Genomic DNA, 17,109 nt, shown 5'->3' with positions numbered 1-17,109 from the left:
AAAATTAAAACGAGTAAAGTAGAAGGCTATGTAAGCAGCGAATACTTAACAAGTATATCTACTCCAGATAAAGGAACAGACAAGAACGAAGCGAAACAGCCAGAAAAAACACCAACTGGAATCGAAAAAATTGTAAATGTTCAAGCAGGTTCTAGTTTGAATTTGCGATCCACACCATCAACAAGTGGGAAGATTCTTAGTAAGCTCCCAGCAGGTACCGTGGTTATTGTACAAGCGGAGGGAAATGGTTGGTCTAAAGTAAAAGTTAATAATTTAGAAGGCTATGTCAGCACAGAATATCTATCTACCAAAGGCAATGGATCAGCTAATGCAACGATTAATAAAAATTATGTGAATTATAATCTCACACTAGAAGAAATGACAAATATTCAATTAAGTGTGAATCCACAAACAGATAAAAAATATGACACATATATAAGAGAAGATGCGATTGCTTTTAAAACAGCAGATTCAACAAAGGGTACTGTAATCGGAAATGGCTGGAGATTACGCGGAGGTGCTGGAACCGATTATTCTGTTGTCAGTACCTTGACTAGTGGCCAAGTATTAACGATTACTTCTAAAATCAAAGGAACAGATGGTTACTACTGGTATAAAGTGAATTATTCACAATCATGGGTTACTGCTAGTAAGGAAGACACTGCTTACTACCTTAATCCAGACAATTTTATTAATAGTGATACACAATCACTGCAATTTCTAAAATTATCTGCAAAAGCAAACGTAGATGATAAAGAAGTAGATAGTAAGATTTTAGCTGGAAAAGGAATTTTAGCTGGAAAAGCTTCTGCCTTTGTAACTGCTGCTAATGCTTATGGAATTAATGAAATTTACTTGATATCACATGCACTTTTAGAGACTGGAAATGGAACGTCCACTTTAGCAAATGGTGTCAAGGTTAACGGTAAAACTGTGTATAACATGTATGGTATTGGTGCCTATGATGGATCTGCCATTTCAAGCGGTGCACAATATGCTTATAATGCAGGATGGTTTACGCCAGAGGCAGCCATTATAGGTGGTGCCAAATTTATTGCCCAAGGTTATGTTAATGCTGGACAAGATACTTTATATAAAATGAGATGGAATCCTGATGCAGCTGAGAAAACTGGAAATGCAACGCATCAATATGCTTCCGATATAGGCTGGGCTACTAAACAAGTGGGCCAAATTTATAACTTATATAATCTGTTAAGTTCCTATACATTAAACTATGAGATTCCAACTTATAAAGTAAATACAAAGTAAAAATAAACGGTTTCATTGTTTTACAAATGGAAATAGATAACTATATTATTTTCCATTTGTAAACATTAGAAGGTAAATCATTAGTCTGGTTAATGGTGTTTGGAAAGAGTGTTTGTAATCTTTCCAAACACTACCCAGATGCATTTATACCATTCCGCAACTTTATTACTTTCAGGGATTAAATATAATTATAAGAACTGTCTTTTTGAAAATAATTGATTCGATAATCTTTTTGCAGCAATTGTTACTTTCCTAACTTACCCATTCCCCTAAGTAACCGTTATAATTCTATCCATTTTAAAAATTCCTCGCTTCAAAATAACTGAAAGAAGAAGTATTTATTTGTTTTCTTTTCTAACAAGTAATAGGATAAAAACACAAACTAAAGTTTTCCTTCTGTAATCTATCATTTCTTCTCAGTAATAGAAGAAGATGAACGTTACATAGAATGAAAGTGAACGTAATACAGAACAATTTTAATACGATTATGGTTGAAGAACCATATGTAGAAACTACTATCTATTCTCGTGAGTTTCCAATATGAAGGCGTGTTTTACTCCTTTTTATGAAGAATTTGGGATTCGAAATGGGGAAATAGATGGATCTATAGTATTTAATAAGCAGTGTATGAAAGTGAGTTAGGGAATTTATGATTAGTAAGGTAAATAAAAAGATGAGAGAATATACCCAATAAAAGAAACACTTAACGTTAGTAATACAGAAAAACGTTAAGTGTTTTCATGTTTGAGGCTTGATAATGAAATACAATAATGCGAATGTATATTATACACATTCCTGATTTTATCGCTCTTGAATAGAACTATCGATAGAATAGGGAGAAAAGTCGATATCTGATTCAGAATGAAGAAGAAATTTAGCAAGCTGTTGCCCAATAAATGGTCCCATTGTCAGGCCAGATGCACCTAAGCCGTTAGCAAGGGTTAACCCTTCATAATGGTTTACTTTTCCGAATACTGGAAGGAAATCGTTTGTGAATGGGCGGAAACCTACTTTTACTTCACTCCATATGCCTTCTGATATGCCTGGTGCAAACAGTAGAGCTTTATCAATTATTTCTTTTATTCCTTCAATTGTAACATCGGGAGATAATTCGGTTGTATTTTCATGTGTTGCCCCAATTACAATCGTATTATTTTCTAAAGTTAATAAGTATTGGTCATGTGGTGGCATCACTACAGGCCAGTTGGAACATTGAATGTCCTTTAATTGGATATGAAGTATTTGTCCCTTTTGTGCTTTTACGTCAAAAGCTAAGTTTAGTGGCTCAAGCAATTCATTTGCCCAAACACCAGCAGCGATAACTACTTCATCTGCATAAATAGATGTGTTGTCACGAAGGGTAACCCCTTTAATTGCATGCCCCTCTTTCAACAGGGTACAAGATGAATGGATAAACCTTGCTCCTAATTGTTTGCTTGCCTCCATGAGGGCGTTTCGTAATGACCAGCCATTTACTCTTGCTGCACCACTTATATGCAATGCCCCATATCCAGAAGCTAATAAAGGGAATAGAGACTGAGCTTCTGAAGATGAAAGAATGTCAATATCTCCAATTTCTGGTGCATCTATTTTTCGTTTTAACGTTCTTTCTTTCATAGCTTCCAATTTAGTAATGTCTGAATGCAGACTAAGCGCACCAACTTTTTTATAGCCTGTATTTAGCTGATGATAGTTTTGTAAGTCATTTACAAGAGTGGGATAATATTTTGCCCCTTCTCTAGCTAATAGATACCATTTTTTGTTTCTACGTTGGGAATTCCAAGGGCAAATAATTCCGGCAGCTGCTTTTGTAGCTTGTCCACGATCTTCCCTATCGATGACAATAACTTCAGCCCCGCGCTTTGCTAATTCAAAAGCAGTAGCAGCGCCAAGTATTCCGCCGCCCACGACCACTATTCTTTTCATATAATTATCAATTCCTTTTTTAGTTAGTTTCAAGCTGATTTCAAATGATTTTCTGTTTTAAACACAAGTTGGATTAGACAGATACTTTTCTATTTACAATTTCATCAAAAGTAAAAATTGGATAGATTAAATCCTGATTTAAGACAAAATAATGTCAGTTTAAAAGAGTGCAATATTTCTGTAGAACCGCAGCTAAAATAAACAGCTATTACTAATATAACATAGTGCAAATATAGTTTGAATTCATCCTTTTGAGGCGGTTGTTCCATACAGTTAGATGTATTATTTAAACTAAAAAGATAATAAGTCTGTAGTCTGGTAATGTGTTGTCTAGTGTTTTGGAAATGGAGAGTAGGGCGAGAAACGTTAGAAAATGTCGATATCATGCGACAAAATACTACTATTAAGAACGACTTAGTACAATATGTTAATTATTAAATCTGCATTTTAATAGGGATTTAATGGAAGTGTATAGGGAAAAAGTTTGGAAAAAATGTGAACAAAGATAGAAAAAAGACATTTGAAACACAATTGTAATATTCCTATTACTTAAATGACAAATTATGATGTTATACTTCTATTTGTGGCGAAAGATGTTTTATATAAAGAACTTTCGTCGAAAGCGGGATTATCGTTTGATTTATAGAAGAGAGAATACTATATTAAAAGAGTCTCTCTACCAATTACAACCATAAACATATAGACAATACATAGACAATTAGATTATAAGAATTCTACATTAGATAAGTGCAGGGGGAAAATGGAAATGTTAAAAAAGAAACTAGTGGTACTAAATACAACGATATTACTTGGGTTAGGGACTAGCCTAGCTGTACCAGGAATAAATGCTCATGCGAATCAATCACCTAGCATTGTTCAACAAAAGGAATCTTTACAAGGCCAAATTTCAGACGCTCAAATTAAGATTGTAGAAACGCAAGAAGAATTAAAGAAACTAGAAGCACAAATTAAAAGAGTGGATAAGGCAATCGAGGAAAATAAAGCACTTATTGAAGAAACAAAAACAAAGATGGAAACAACAGAAAAAGAAATTGCAACCCTTGAGAAAAAGATAAAAGAATTAGAAGATAGAATTGAAAAAAGAAATGATGTATTAAAAGAAAGAGCACGTACCTTCCAAGAAAATGGAGGAAACGTTGATTATATTGAAGTCTTATTCGGTGCAGCTAGCTTTAAGGAGTTTGTTGACCGTGTAGGTGCTGTAGCTACAATCATGGAAGCAGATCAAGATTTAATCGCAAGCAATGAAGCGGATAAAAAAGATTTAGAAACGAAGCAAAACGAAGTAAAAGAAAAGTATGATGAATTGAAAAATACAAAATTAGATCTTGAAGAAATGCAAAAGCAAAATCAAGATAAACAAAAGAAAAATGAGCAAGCAAAAAATGATTTAAAAGCAAAAGAAGCAGACAATAAAGAACGTAAAGCTAAATTGGAAGAAAAGTATGGTTCATTACAATCTGTAGAACCACAAATTAAAAAGATGATCCAACAAAAAGAACAAGAAAACTTAAATCAATTAGTTGCTACAACAGTTGGAACTAGTGATAATGGAAGTTCTAATAATTCTTCTTCCGCAAGTTCTAATAAATCTAAAACAAGTTCTGACAAAACTACATCAGGCTCAAAGAAAACAGTAAAAGCAAGTGGTAGTAAATCAAAAGCTATTACAGCAGGATATAAATATATTGGTAATTCTACTTATAAATTTGGTGGAGGAAGAACAGCATCTGATGTAGCAAACGGATTATTTGATTGCTCTGGTTTTGTTAGCTGGGCTTATTCACAGGCTGGATATAGTATTCCTGCAAGTACAGATGCTTTGAAAAACGCTGGAACTCGCGTATCTACAAGTGATATGCAGCCAGGCGATCTAGTATTCTTTAACACATATAAAACGGATGGTCATGTTGGAATCTACATTGGTGGAGGCAAGTTCATCGGTTCTCAAAGCTCTACTGGTGTTGCAATAGCATCTATGGACAGTGGATATTGGAAAACTGTATTTAATGGAAGAGTTGTTCGATTCTAATATTTTAGTTTTTATAAAGCATTACTTGATGAAATTTCATCAAGTAATGCTTTTTATTCTGATTCATTATATTTAATATATACCCCAGTATTTAAAATTTATGCATCATATCATAATTTTATTATGAATATTAGCAGAATAATAATAAGGCTGATTAATCATTGGAATCCTTATAATAATGGGGGAAATCGGGTATATAAGAAGTAATTCTTGACCAATAAACAATTTTATTATAAAATTTTTAATCGGAATCGTTTGGATTTATATTGACACTCAACAAGGAAAAGTCTATTATTAAGTGTCATGTATTATAGAAGGAAAGAAATGAAAACTGTTTATCTAGTGTTTAAATTATAATTTTTTCTATTTGAACAAATATTTTTGGCCTTTAAATCGTAATGAGTACGAAATGACTGTTTTTGCATGAAACATTCCGAGAATGAATTATATCAATAAATCAAGAATAGATTGCCACAAATCGCAAAAGTTATTAAAGCTAGATAAATGAAAAAATAACAAATAAGTGCTTTGATAAAAATATTTCAAAAAAACTAACCTATCTTTATTTAAAACAGAATTTAAAGAGAAACGATTATAGAGGCGTTATGGATAAGGAAGATTATAAATAAACAAATGGAGAGGAGTAATTACTATATGAAACTAGCGACAGTATCAAAAATTACATTTGGTTATGAACATGTTCCTGCTCTTGAGGATGTATCATTTGAATTAGAATATGGGGAGTTTGTTGGGATTACAGGACCTAATGGCGCAAGTAAATCTACCTTATTAAAGTTATTATTGGGTCTACTAAAGCCATGGTCAGGAGAAGTGAATATAAGTAAGTTAAATGCGAGTGGAAAAAAATTAACAGTAGGTTATGTTCCTCAACAAATTTCTTCTTTTAATGTTGGCTTCCCAAGTACTGTAATAGAACTTGTTCGATCAGGCAGATATCAACGTAAGAAATGGTATGAAAGATTAAAGGAAGTAGATCATGAAGCAGTCAAGAAATCATTAGAAATGGTTGGAATGTGGGATTATCGAAATAAGAAAATTGGGGAGTTATCAGGAGGACAAAAGCAAAAGATTGTAATTGCACGTATTCTAGCGTCTGAACCTGATTTGCTGGTTTTAGATGAACCGACTACAGGAATGGATGCAGATAGCAGGAAAGGCTTTTATGAATTTATGAAACATCAAGTAAATGAGCATAATAGAACAGTTGTTATGGTAACACATGATCAAGATGAAGTAGAAGATTATTTAGATAAAATTATTCATATTGAGAAAGGAGAAAAAGGTGGATGGAGATGTTTGAGCTTGAATTCATGCAAAGAGCATTTTGGGCAGGTGGGCTCATTGCAATAATTGCACCAATCATTGGAATTTATTTAGTCCTGCGGAGACAAGCATTGATGGCAGATACATTGTCACATATATCATTAGCAGGTGTGGCAATTGGTTTTTTCTTTCAAACGAATGTAACAATTTCTAGTCTCCTCGTTGTAATGGCTGGAGCAATTGGAATTGAATATATGCGACGAGCATACCATACTTATTCAGAAGTATCGATTGCCATTCTAATGGCTGCTGGATTATCGTTCGCTTTATTTCTCATGAGTTTATCTAGTGGCGGAATGACGACAAGCATGGATCAGTATTTATTCGGAAGTATTATTACGATTAGCAAACAGCAAGTAAATATATTAGCAATTGTTACTGGAATTATTCTTCTATTTTTTGTTTTCTTTACGCGACAGATGTATATTATGACTTTTGATCAAGATACGGCAACAACTAGCGGCATTAATACCAATATGTTATCCATAGCATTTAGTATTTTAACTGGTATCGCTATTTCAGTAATTATCCCAACAATCGGCGTGCTATTGGTTTCTGCTTTGTTAGTATTACCATCTGCCTTTTCCATCAAATTAGTAAAAGGCTTTAAATGGGTATTTTTCGTGGCTATTTTAGTAGCGGCTGTTAGTATCTTTACTGGATTGTTTTCATCTTATCATTTAGGAACGCCTCCTGGTGCAACCATTACTCTATTATTAGTAGTTATTTTGCTAGTAGGCTTTTTAAGTCAAAGGATTTATATGATGGTTCGCCGTGCGACAAGTCAGAAGAATTATAAAAAGGTTGGATGATAAAAAGAGGAGTGCTTTTTAAGCGAACTCCTCTTTTTATATTTAGGATTAATAACCTTTTTGGTAATCCACAACATTAATTGCTAGATCTTTTTCTTTTAAATAATGCTTTGCATTAAGGAGGAAAATGTCTTCTATTACTCTGCTATTGTAATGTTCTGTAGAGCCCGAAGTGTGGGGAGTTATAATAACATTTTCCAAATCCCATAGTGGACTTGTCTGCTGCAATGGTTCATTTTCAAAAACATCTAAGCCCGCACCTAAAATTTCTCCGTTTTTTAAAGCGATGACCAAATCATCCTCTTTGACTATTTCTCCACGTCCAATGTTAATAAAAAAGGCAGAGTTTTTCATGTGTTGAAATTGCTCTTTTTGGAATAGTTGATATGTATCGTCTGTTAACGGCAGTGTGACTACTACATAATCACAGAGAGGAAGGACTTCGTTTAGCTCTTCAGATGTATATAACGCATCTACATAATCGGTTGGCTTACGTGAATTTCTTACGCCGATAACATGCATATCAAATGCCTTGGCAATTTTAGCTGTTTCTAGCCCAATTGCTCCTAAACCGATAATACCGATCGTTTTTTTGTGTGCTTCTAATTTAATGTCGGTTCCATCCCATTTTCTTTTAAGCTGATTTCGTACATATGTATGAATATTTCTTGTTAGACCAAGTAGGAGCGCAAAAATTGTTTCTGAAATAGGGTAGCCATGTACGCCATTTGCACTTGTAATAACGATATTCTTTTTTCTTAACTGCTCTAAAGGAAGGGAATTCACACCTGCACTCCAAGTTTGAATCCATTTGAGCTGGTCGTTGTCCATAATAGTTTTTAAATCAAAACTACTTCTCCAACCAAGAATGATTTCAGAATCAATCAAATGCTTTTGCCAATCATCTTGTTTTAATGCTTGAATGATTTCCCATTCAGAAAATGTGGACTGTATCTTTTTCAGAAGGGAAGAATGGAGAGAATGGGTAAGTAATAATTTTCTTTTTTTCATTTTGGAGAACACTCCTTTATTTTTAAAATTTATTATTCTATTGTAACAAATATATTGATAATTTGTACTATTTTGTTATTTTCTACAATAAACACACATCAAAGAAAGCTGATGTGTGTTTATTTAAAATATACTTTTTTCTTCTAGGCAATCTTTCTTCTTAGAAATCCACTTATTATATCAATTATGGTTACCATGACAATAATCCCTAATAGGATGATACCAACTCGATCCCAATCTCTTGTACTGAGTGCGAAAATAAGTGGTGTTCCAATCCCTCCTGCACCGATAACACCTAAAATGGCAGCAGAACGAATATTTATCTCAAATCGATATAAGGTATAGGATAAAAAACCAGGTAAAACCTGCGGCAATACTGCAAACCATAAGACTTGCAATCTTGTACCACCGGCTGCTAGCAAGCTCTCTGTTGGTCCCATATCTAGATTTTCAATTTCTTCTGAAAATAATTTTCCTAACATCCCTATGGAATGTAGCCCTAATGCTAGTATTCCAGCAAATGATCCAGGACCAACTGCTTTAATAAATAAAATAGCCATGATAATTTCAGGAAATGTCCGTACGAAACTTAATACAAACTTCCCTGTGCTCGCGATTGTTTTTCCTTTGCTCATATTATTAGCAGCCCAGAATGCAAAGGGAATACAAAGAAATGCTGATATAAAGGTACCTAATATGGCAATTGCTAATGTATCAAGCAGACCACGTAATAAATCCTCGCCATCTGGCAAATATACATATTCCCAATCTGGATGAAAAATGCCTGTGAAGATGGCCTGAGAAATCTGTGCTGAACTATCCTTAATGGAAGTAACCGGTATATCAGAAAAAGCCCATATATATATAAGGATTAACAAGACGAATAGGGTAATATTTCTAAAAGATTTCTTTTTTGGCTTTGTGATTGTTTTTATTGTTTCACTCATAACAGTTTCTCCCGTAGTTTTGTACTACAATAATCGATAATTAAAACAACTAGTAAAGTAAGAATGATAATAGAAGAAGCTCTATCATATTGTAAAAAATTAAGTGTGCGATCATAATATTCACCAATTCCACCGGCACCAACTAATCCTAGTATTGCTGCTGCACGTACATTTACCTCAAATGTATATAATACATAGGAAGTAAAAGAAGCAGTAACCTGAGGAACAATACCAAAAAAAATCCATTGTATTTTGTTAGCACCTACAGCAGTCATTCCTTCTAGGGGGCCAGAATCAATAGATTCAATCGCTTCATATAAAAGCTTTGCGATCAACCCAATAGAGAAAATAATTAGTGCGATAATTCCTGGCAATGATCCAATCCCGAATATAGCAACAAAGATGGAAGCAAGTAATAGGTCCGGAATAGTTCTAATCAAATTTAAGATCATTCGAAATGGATAAAAAATAAATGCGGAGCGTACAATATTACTAGCGCAAAAAATAGCAAGAGGAATGGCTATTATAGCGCCAAAAGTAGTTCCGATTACGGCCATTCGTATTGTCACTAATAATGGTTCCATAATTTTTTGGAAATATTTCCAATCTGGTGGAACCATTTGTAAGAGTACATCAAATATATTGGGAAAGCCTTGAATTAATTCGGTAAGGCTCGCATCTGTTTTATAAGCGCTCCACCATAATAAAACAAGAAGAAGCAAGATGGTTAGTATCAATTTGTTTTTCGCTGGAGGAGTGGGCCTATTTAATAAGGGTTGTTTTATTGCTTTCTCATTCATATCGATTCCCCTAGTAATTCATCTTTTTTTATTTCACGTCCATATATTATTTTAAACACTTCATCGGTCGCCTCTTCTACGGGGCCGTCAAATACTACCTCACCTGCACGAAGACCAATAATTCGTGTCGCATATTGCCGAGCAAGGTCAATGAAGTGCAAATTGACGATGGTTGTAATACCATCTTCTACATTAATTCGTTTCAAATCATCCATAACTTGTTTAGTAGTTAAAGGATCAAGAGAAGCTACTGGCTCGTCTGCTAAGATGATTTCTGCTTCTTGTGCTAATGCGCGTGCAATTGAAACACGCTGCTGCTGGCCTCCAGAGAGTTCATCTGCACGCGAATATACCTTTTCCAATATATTGACTCGATCTAATGCCAGAAGACAAAGATCTATATCCTGTTTCGGGAAAAAGCCTAGAATAGTTCTTAAGGTACCGTGATAACCAACCCGGCCGGATAGTACATTGCGAAGAACAGTTGAACGCTTGATAAGATTAAAATTTTGAAAAATCATTCCGATATTTCTACGTATTTTTCTTAATTCAGAACCCTTCGCTGCGGTAATAGATTGACCATTAATGACAATATTTCCTGCGCTTATTTCATGAAGCCGGTTAATGGAGCGGAGGAAAGTAGATTTTCCTGCGCCAGAAAGACCAACAATGACAACAAATTCTCCTTTGTTAATCGTAATATTAATGTCATTTAATCCTTTAGTTCCATTTGGATAAATTTTAGTTACTTTTTTAAACTCTATCAATTTTTTACCAACTTTCTAATAAAAATTGAAAAAGAAATCAGATTTATATAGAGAGACTTCTTTTTTCTAGTAAAAGTCGGAATAAAGATATAATAATCCGACACTTACTAGAAAAAAGTCAACCATTTAAAATTTAAATGGTTGGCAAAAAATATTATTCTGCTACTTTTTCGTTATATTCACGGACGATATCAAATTTACTATCATCTGATACGACATATCCTTCATGTGTATAGATATCTCGAATGATTTGATGTCCTTCCTCACTTTTTCCTATTGCAATGAAAGCTTCTTGAAGTTTCTTTCTCCATTTATCACTCATATCAGAGCGAACAGAGATTGTGTCATTTGGAATATCTTCTGTATACTCAAGTACTTTTGTATCTTCAAAAACAGTTGGGTAATCTGCTTTCACAATATTACGAGCATCTTGGAAGATGACAGCCGCATCAACATCACCATTTAATAGAGCAATAACGGCTTGGTCATGTCCTTTGACCGTAACTGTTTCAACATCTCCAGGAACATTAATATCATTTTCCATTAGTTTACCAACAGGCCAAACATAACCAGCAGATGAGGTAACATCTTGCGTTGCGATTTTTTTCCCTTTTAAATCAGCTACTGTTTTAATATCAGAATCTGCCTTCACAATAAAAAGGCTTTTATAAAAATCTACTAATTCATCATTTTCACTGCCATCGTCGTTAATTCCAAAGCGTTGTGCTTGCAGAATAACATCAGCAGAACCTTTATCATGGGCAAGGACATATGCTGTAGGAGGTAAAAAACCAACATCAATTTTCTGTGAATCCATTGCTTCGATAATCGTGTTATAGTTAGTAGAAACACTCACTTTAACAGGTATCCCTAGCTCTTTAGATAGTAAACCTTCCAACGGTTTAGCTTTTGCTTCTAAAGTATCTGCATTAGAAGATGGCACGAATTGTACTGTTAATTCCTTTGGGTCATATCCATCTGTATTGCTTGTAGTTTTTTCTTCCGATCCACAAGCTGATAGTATCCCTGCAGTTAAAGCAAGGGAAAGTCCGAGCGTAGCAAATTTTTTTAACATTTTTAGACCTCCGAAGTTATTAATGTGTTACTTGTAAAAATATATAATAGATTTGTCATAATTAAAGTGGGAATAATGTTAAGAATTGCAAATTTATTGTAAAGAAGTACTAAAAAACTTTTAATAGGTTTAAGAAAAAGAGAGTTAGAGGAGAAAGAAAAGAAATTATAGGTAGTTAAGGTAGAATGAACTTGTTATAATGAACTTGCTTAATGGAGGAATAAAACGCAGCTTCGATTATACTACTTTATTCGTAAAAATTGGAAATTAGATACTGGAGATGAAATCTTGAATACAGAAGTAACTATATTATTAACAAGTGATGTACATGGAAATGTTTTTCCATTGAATTATGGGAATAATGCCCCTGCAGATGTTGGTCTTGGTAAAATTGCTTCTATAATAAGGAATGAAAGAGCAAAGAATGTACATACCATTGTAATTGATAATGGTGATTTAATACAGGGCACGCCGTTAACCTACCATTATGCGAATTTTTTAGCAGATAAAAAAAATCCAATGATAACGATATTAAATGAATTAAAGTATGATGCAGCTGTTATTGGAAATCATGAATTTAATTATGGCTTAGATATTTTAAAATCCGCAGTAAAGGAATCAAATTTCCCTTGGTTGTCTGCAAATATTGTCGATGTAAAAACGAAAACACCATTTTTAGGAATTCCTTATGTAATAAAGAGAATAAATGGTTTTAAGATTGCTATTCTAGGTATAACAACCCATTACATTCCCAATTGGGAAAATCCTCAGAATATCAGAGGACTGCAATTTAATGATGCATATGACAGTGCAAAAGAATGGGTAGAGCTGATTAAGAAGGAAGAGCAGCCAGATGTTCTTGTTATCTCTTATCATGGAGGATTTGAAAGGGATCCTGAAACTGGTGAGCCATCCGAAGTATTGACTAGAGAGAATCAAGGATATACCATTTGTAAACAAATTGACGGGGTAGATGTACTTTTAACAGGGCATCAACATAGAGAATTAACCGGTAATATCAATGGAACAGAAATTATTCAACCAAGCAATAATGGAAAGTATGTAGGAAAAATAACATTATTACTAGATGATAAAGGCGAAGTAATCGAGAAAAGCTCTGAACTATTATCTGTTGCTGAAGTAGAAGCTGATGAGGATATTCTATTATTAGTAAAGGAAAATGAGGAATGGACACAGGAATGGTTAGATACGCCGATTGGCTATATTGATGGGGAAATGTTAGTAACAGATCCGATGCAAATTCGCTTAAAGGACAGCGCGCTTATCGAATTTATTAATAAAGTACAAATGGATGCAGCGCAAGTGAAAATCAGTAATACTGCACTTTTTAATAACGAATCACCGGGATTTAAGCCCAATGTAACAATGAGAGATATTGTATCCAATTATATTTATCCTAATACATTTAAAGTGCTTGCTCTAACTGGAAAGGATATTCGTCGTGCGCTCGAACAAAGTGCAAAATATTTTGCTTTAAATGACGAGGGAGAGCCGATTGTCAATCCTTCGTTTGTTTATCCTAAACCCCAGCACTACAACTACGATATGTGGGAAGGAATTGAATACACACTCGATCTAACTAAGCCAATTGGACAGAGAGTTGTTCAGTTAGATTTTGAGGGGGCGCCAATAGACGAGGAAGGTGTATATGAAGTAGTAATGAATAATTATCGAGCAGGAGGCGGTGGAGATTTCTTTATGTTCAAAAATAAGCCTGTTATCCGTGAAATTCAATTTGACGCTTCTGAATTAATAGCTAATTATATTATGGAGAGAAAGGTCGTACCTGCGACTTGTAATCATAATTGGAAAGTCATTTGGTAAGAGGAAGATACTATTTACACTTATAACAATAACATAAACGATAAAAACAGCTAAAACGGTAGACCGATGATCGTTATGTAGCTGTTTTTTCTGCTTTTATTTATAGAAAGTTAATTGACAAGCTCTTTTATTTCCTTTTTAATATTGTTAATATTGAAAAAATTAAATAGTGTCAGGGGATGGAGAGCGTTGAGTAAACCGGTAATAGGGATAACAGGTGCATACGTATTTAAAAATAAATTTATGGAAGGCACATATGTGCATCATGATTATCAAAAATCCGTTGCAGTCAATGGAGGATTGCCAGTTATCTTGCCGTTTGTAGAGGAGGACCTGGCAAGAGAAATGGTGGATCTTTGTGATGCTGTGATTTTGAGTGGAGGAGAGGATGTAGATCCGAGTTTATTTGGAGAAGATCCACATCAAAATATAGGGGACACCATTATTTTGCGTGATAAAGTGGAAATACAAATAATTAAAAGGGCGATGGAAACGAATAAACCAATACTTGCAATTTGTAGAGGAATTCAAATTTTAAATGTTGCTTTAGGAGGAACATTAATACAAGATATTCCTTCGCAAATAAAAGATAGTATTAAACATACTCAATCTGTGAATAGAAATTTAGACACCCATTTTATTTCTATTGAAGAAAAAAGTAAGTTAGCAAATATAATTGGCGAAACAAAAACAAGAGTAAATAGCCTTCATCATCAAGCTATTGATGATTTAGCAGCAGGCTTAGAAATAGTTGCCACTAGTAGCGATGGTGTAATAGAAGCTGTTGAGCATAAGAGCTATCCTAACTTTTTACTAGGGATTCAATGGCATCCAGAATCAATGGCGTCTACTAATGATAAAATGAATCAGATTTTTAGAGAATTCATAAAAAGTGTAAAAAAGCAGAGGGTAATGGGGTAGAAAATTTGTCTAATAAATGAAAAAATATCGAGAGTTACACAAATAGAAAGCTTAAAACTGAAAAAGATGAAAAAAAAGTTAGTATTAAGTCCTAAAATCAGCTAAAATAGTAGGGTAAGACAATTTTTTCTTTGGAGGTATAACAATGAGCGAAAAAACATTTACAGTAATTGATGAAACTGGTATTCATGCAAGACCAGCAACATTATTAGTTAGCACTGCTAGCAAGTTCAAATCAGATATGCAAATCTCTTTCAACGGGAAATCTGTGAACTTAAAGTCTATTATGGGCGTAATGTCACTAGGTGTACCTAAAGGTGGAGAAATTACTATTTCTGCAACTGGTGAAGATGAAGTAGAAGCAGTTGATGGTGTAGAAGCTGTCCTTAAAAAAGAAGGATTAGTTGGTTAATTTTTTACCTATGACCCTCATTTATGAGGGTCTATCTCCAGTTATTTTTTTGTCATCAAATTAAAGCGTTTACACATTCGGTGGTAACTGAATATGGGGTTATTAATTTAATGTATGTACCACATAAAGATTTGACCCTTAATCAGAATGAAATCTATTTTGATTAAGGGTCAAGTCTTTTTCATTATCTTTCTTCTTTGTAATATGAGCAATGAAAAATACAAATTTCTTTGATTCCTCATTCTGTACAAATTATATGAATTTTTAGTAAAATGTAGAGGAGATAGGGGGATTAGTATGGTTGTTAAAATAGAAGAGGTTGGCTTAAAAAGAAATGGTCAGTGGATACTGAAAAATATTAATTGGGAGATTAAAAAAGGAGAAAATTGGATTCTGTATGGTCTAAATGGGGCCGGAAAGACAGCTTTGTTAAATATGATTTGTGCGTATTATCATCCGACAGTTGGGAAAATGGAAGTATTAGGAAAAGAGTTTGGGAAGTCAGAGTTAGGAGGAGCGCTAAGGCGAAAGATTGGACTAGTATCCAACCGGCTACAACAAAATTTATATGCGTCAGATAGCGCATTTGAAATTGTACTTAGCGGCGCATATGCTTCGATTGGATTATATGAGTCACCAACAACGGAAATTAGAAACAGGGCAATTGAAATAATGGAGAAGCTAGGTAGCTTGGATTATGCAGATAGACCATATAGTAGTTTATCACAAGGAGAGAGACAAAGAGTATTAATCGGAAGAGCGCTAATGGTAAATCCCGAACTAATTATTTTAGATGAACCTGCTACAGGCTTAGATTTTTTAGCAAGAGAACAATTATTAGATACCATTTCTAGTTTGGTATCTGAAAATAGTAGCATCATTTACGTTACACATCATGTTGAGGAAATATTACCAGTGTTTTCCCATACCTTTCTGTTGAAAAAGGGAGAGGAATTTATCTCAGGATATACAAAGGAAGTATTAACCAGCAAGAACATGAGCAGCTTTTTTTCGTTACCGGTAGAAGTCATTTGGAATAATGAAAGACCACTATTAGCCAGAAGTAGCTCATTAATAAAGAAATAATAAAGGAGAAAGAATTTTGGCATATAAAATTGTATTTATTGATATTGATGGTACATTAGTAAATGAAGAGAAACAAATTCCTAGTGACGCGAAAGCAGCCATTAAGGAATTAAAGAAGCGGAATATCCCAATTGTTTTAGCAACTGGAAGAGCACCTTATTTCTTTTCTCATATTTTAGAGGAGCTTGGTTTATCGTCTTTTATTTCTTTTAATGGCTCATATGTTGTCCATGAAAAAGAGGAAGTTTATAAAAAACCAATCCCAATGGAGATACTAGAAATGCTAGAAAATACTGCCTTAAAAAATAATCATCCAATCGTTTTTCAAGGGAGCAAGGAAGGCTGCGCTAATCATAAGGAGCATGCACATATTATTGAATCATTTCAATCATTAAAATTAAAGGCACCTTCTTATCGAAAAGATTTTTGGAAGGAAGCTGATATCTATCAATGCTTGCTTTTTTGTGAGGAAAGCGAAGAAAAGGTATATGAAGAAGCGTTTTCCAATATACATTTTGTTCGTTGGCATCCTTTATCCATGGATGTTATTCCAACAGGTGGGTCAAAAGCAGCTGGGATTGCACAAATTTTAAACATACTAAATATCGATCCAAAGGAAGCTGTAGCATTTGGAGATGGATTAAATGATAAAGAAATGCTTTCGTATGTAGGAATGGGAATAGCTATGGGGAATGCCCATAAAGATATTAAGCCATATGCAAAATTTGTTACAAAGCATGTAGATGATGGGGGACTAGCTTACGGATTACAAAAAATAAGCCTCCTTTAACTTTTGATCAGAAAAAAGAGAAGATACATATATAAAGAAGCTGCCAAATAT

Annotated in this window: 15 protein-coding genes; 9 read left to right on the top strand and 6 right to left on the bottom strand. The window is 34.0% G+C overall.

The window, feature by feature from the left end:
• The coding region (locus NiCM35_RS26420) for an N-acetylglucosaminidase (RefSeq protein WP_433780900.1) at window positions 1-1,269 on the top strand (1,269 nt) is incomplete at its 5' end.
• Between the two features lie 801 nt (window positions 1,270-2,070).
• Here the strand turns inward: NiCM35_RS26420 and NiCM35_RS26415 are convergent.
• Entirely contained in the window at window positions 2,071-3,195 is a 1,125-nt protein-coding gene (locus NiCM35_RS26415) for an NAD(P)/FAD-dependent oxidoreductase (RefSeq protein WP_433780899.1), read from the bottom strand.
• 766 nt (window positions 3,196-3,961) lie between these two features.
• On the opposite strand from NiCM35_RS26415, the gene NiCM35_RS26410 reads away from it, so the two are divergent.
• The 3 genes from NiCM35_RS26410 to NiCM35_RS26400 all read left to right on the top strand — a co-directional run bounded on the left by NiCM35_RS26410 (window position 3,962) and on the right by NiCM35_RS26400 (window position 7,404).
• Window positions 3,962-5,248 carry a C40 family peptidase gene (locus NiCM35_RS26410; RefSeq protein WP_123257380.1) on the top strand — a complete coding sequence of 429 codons (1,287 nt, stop codon included), beginning with the start codon at window positions 3,962-3,964 and terminating at the stop codon, window positions 5,246-5,248.
• A gap of 654 nt (window positions 5,249-5,902) precedes the next feature.
• On the top strand, window positions 5,903-6,619 hold the full coding sequence (locus NiCM35_RS26405; protein WP_047942923.1) for a metal ABC transporter ATP-binding protein: 717 nt from the start codon (window positions 5,903-5,905) through the stop codon (window positions 6,617-6,619).
• Window positions 6,556-7,404, top strand: a complete 849-nt coding sequence (locus tag NiCM35_RS26400; RefSeq protein ID WP_095328984.1) for a metal ABC transporter permease — start codon at window positions 6,556-6,558, stop codon at window positions 7,402-7,404. Before NiCM35_RS26405 ends, NiCM35_RS26400 begins: the two co-directional genes overlap by 64 nt.
• A gap of 48 nt (window positions 7,405-7,452) precedes the next feature.
• Here NiCM35_RS26400 and NiCM35_RS26395 read toward each other — a convergent pair whose 3' ends face one another.
• The 5 genes from NiCM35_RS26395 to NiCM35_RS26375 all read right to left on the bottom strand — a co-directional run bounded on the left by NiCM35_RS26395 (window position 7,453) and on the right by NiCM35_RS26375 (window position 12,004).
• Window positions 7,453-8,415 (bottom strand): D-2-hydroxyacid dehydrogenase, encoded by a 963-nt coding sequence (locus NiCM35_RS26395; protein WP_095328985.1) that lies wholly within the window; start codon window positions 8,413-8,415, stop codon window positions 7,453-7,455.
• Between the two features lie 143 nt (window positions 8,416-8,558).
• The gene (phnE, locus tag NiCM35_RS26390; RefSeq protein ID WP_095328986.1) at window positions 8,559-9,362 is read right to left on the bottom strand and encodes a phosphonate ABC transporter, permease protein PhnE; all 804 of its coding nucleotides are present in this window, start codon (window positions 9,360-9,362) and stop codon (window positions 8,559-8,561) included.
• Entirely contained in the window at window positions 9,359-10,162 is an 804-nt protein-coding gene (phnE, locus tag NiCM35_RS26385) for a phosphonate ABC transporter, permease protein PhnE (protein ID WP_095328987.1), read from the bottom strand. Before phnE (NiCM35_RS26385) ends, phnE (NiCM35_RS26390) begins: the two co-directional genes overlap by 4 nt.
• Window positions 10,159-10,929 (bottom strand): phosphonate ABC transporter ATP-binding protein, encoded by a 771-nt coding sequence (phnC, locus tag NiCM35_RS26380; RefSeq protein WP_095328988.1) that lies wholly within the window; start codon window positions 10,927-10,929, stop codon window positions 10,159-10,161. The genes phnE (NiCM35_RS26385) and phnC overlap by 4 nt, the downstream gene beginning before the upstream one ends.
• A 154-nt stretch (window positions 10,930-11,083) precedes the next feature.
• Window positions 11,084-12,004: a phosphate/phosphite/phosphonate ABC transporter substrate-binding protein gene (locus NiCM35_RS26375; protein ID WP_123257381.1), complete on the bottom strand. Its 921-nt coding sequence runs from the start codon at window positions 12,002-12,004 to the stop codon at window positions 11,084-11,086.
• A 288-nt stretch (window positions 12,005-12,292) separates the two neighbouring features.
• Here NiCM35_RS26375 and NiCM35_RS26370 point away from each other — a divergent pair, with 288 nt between their 5' ends.
• The 5 genes from NiCM35_RS26370 to NiCM35_RS26350 all read left to right on the top strand — a co-directional run bounded on the left by NiCM35_RS26370 (window position 12,293) and on the right by NiCM35_RS26350 (window position 17,058).
• Entirely contained in the window at window positions 12,293-13,849 is a 1,557-nt protein-coding gene (locus NiCM35_RS26370; protein ID WP_095329002.1) for a bifunctional metallophosphatase/5'-nucleotidase, read from the top strand.
• A 189-nt stretch (window positions 13,850-14,038) separates the two neighbouring features.
• A complete protein-coding gene (locus NiCM35_RS26365; RefSeq protein ID WP_433780898.1) occupies window positions 14,039-14,770 on the top strand; it encodes a gamma-glutamyl-gamma-aminobutyrate hydrolase family protein in 732 nt (243 codons plus the stop codon).
• Window positions 14,771-14,915: 145 nt separating this feature from the next.
• Window positions 14,916-15,182, top strand: coding sequence for a phosphocarrier protein HPr (locus tag NiCM35_RS26360; RefSeq protein WP_433780897.1), 267 nt, complete (start codon window positions 14,916-14,918; stop codon window positions 15,180-15,182).
• Window positions 15,183-15,479: 297 nt separating this feature from the next.
• On the top strand, window positions 15,480-16,268 hold the full coding sequence (locus NiCM35_RS26355) for an ABC transporter ATP-binding protein (protein ID WP_095328991.1): 789 nt from the start codon (window positions 15,480-15,482) through the stop codon (window positions 16,266-16,268).
• Window positions 16,269-16,284: 16 nt separating this feature from the next.
• Complete coding sequence (locus NiCM35_RS26350) at window positions 16,285-17,058, top strand: Cof-type HAD-IIB family hydrolase (protein ID WP_095328992.1); 774 nt, start codon at window positions 16,285-16,287, stop codon at window positions 17,056-17,058.
• The last annotated feature ends 51 nt before the right edge of the window (window positions 17,059-17,109 follow it).

It is taken from the genome of Niallia sp. M35 (assembly GCF_050971705.1).
Taxonomy (GTDB): domain Bacteria; phylum Bacillota; class Bacilli; order Bacillales; family Cytobacillaceae; genus Niallia; species Niallia circulans_A.
This window is presented reverse-complemented; position numbering and strand designations above follow the sequence as displayed.

What these genes read in the sequence shown, in the direction of transcription:
- NiCM35_RS26415 (WP_433780899.1), bottom strand. Translation starts at nt 3,195, where the DNA reads ATGAAAAGAATAGTGGTCGTGGGCGGCGGAATACTTGGCGCTGCTACT.
- NiCM35_RS26410 (WP_123257380.1), top strand. Translation starts at nt 3,962, where the DNA reads ATGTTAAAAAAGAAACTAGTGGTACTAAATACAACGATATTACTTGGG.
- NiCM35_RS26405 (WP_047942923.1), top strand. Translation starts at nt 5,903, where the DNA reads ATGAAACTAGCGACAGTATCAAAAATTACATTTGGTTATGAACATGTT.
- NiCM35_RS26400 (WP_095328984.1), top strand. Translation starts at nt 6,556, where the DNA reads ATGGAGATGTTTGAGCTTGAATTCATGCAAAGAGCATTTTGGGCAGGT.
- NiCM35_RS26395 (WP_095328985.1), bottom strand. Translation starts at nt 8,415, where the DNA reads ATGAAAAAAAGAAAATTATTACTTACCCATTCTCTCCATTCTTCCCTT.
- phnE (WP_095328986.1), bottom strand. Translation starts at nt 9,362, where the DNA reads ATGAGTGAAACAATAAAAACAATCACAAAGCCAAAAAAGAAATCTTTT.
- phnE (WP_095328987.1), bottom strand. Translation starts at nt 10,162, where the DNA reads ATGAATGAGAAAGCAATAAAACAACCCTTATTAAATAGGCCCACTCCT.
- NiCM35_RS26375 (WP_123257381.1), bottom strand. Translation starts at nt 12,004, where the DNA reads ATGTTAAAAAAATTTGCTACGCTCGGACTTTCCCTTGCTTTAACTGCA.
- NiCM35_RS26360 (WP_433780897.1), top strand. Translation starts at nt 14,916, where the DNA reads ATGAGCGAAAAAACATTTACAGTAATTGATGAAACTGGTATTCATGCA.
- NiCM35_RS26355 (WP_095328991.1), top strand. Translation starts at nt 15,480, where the DNA reads ATGGTTGTTAAAATAGAAGAGGTTGGCTTAAAAAGAAATGGTCAGTGG.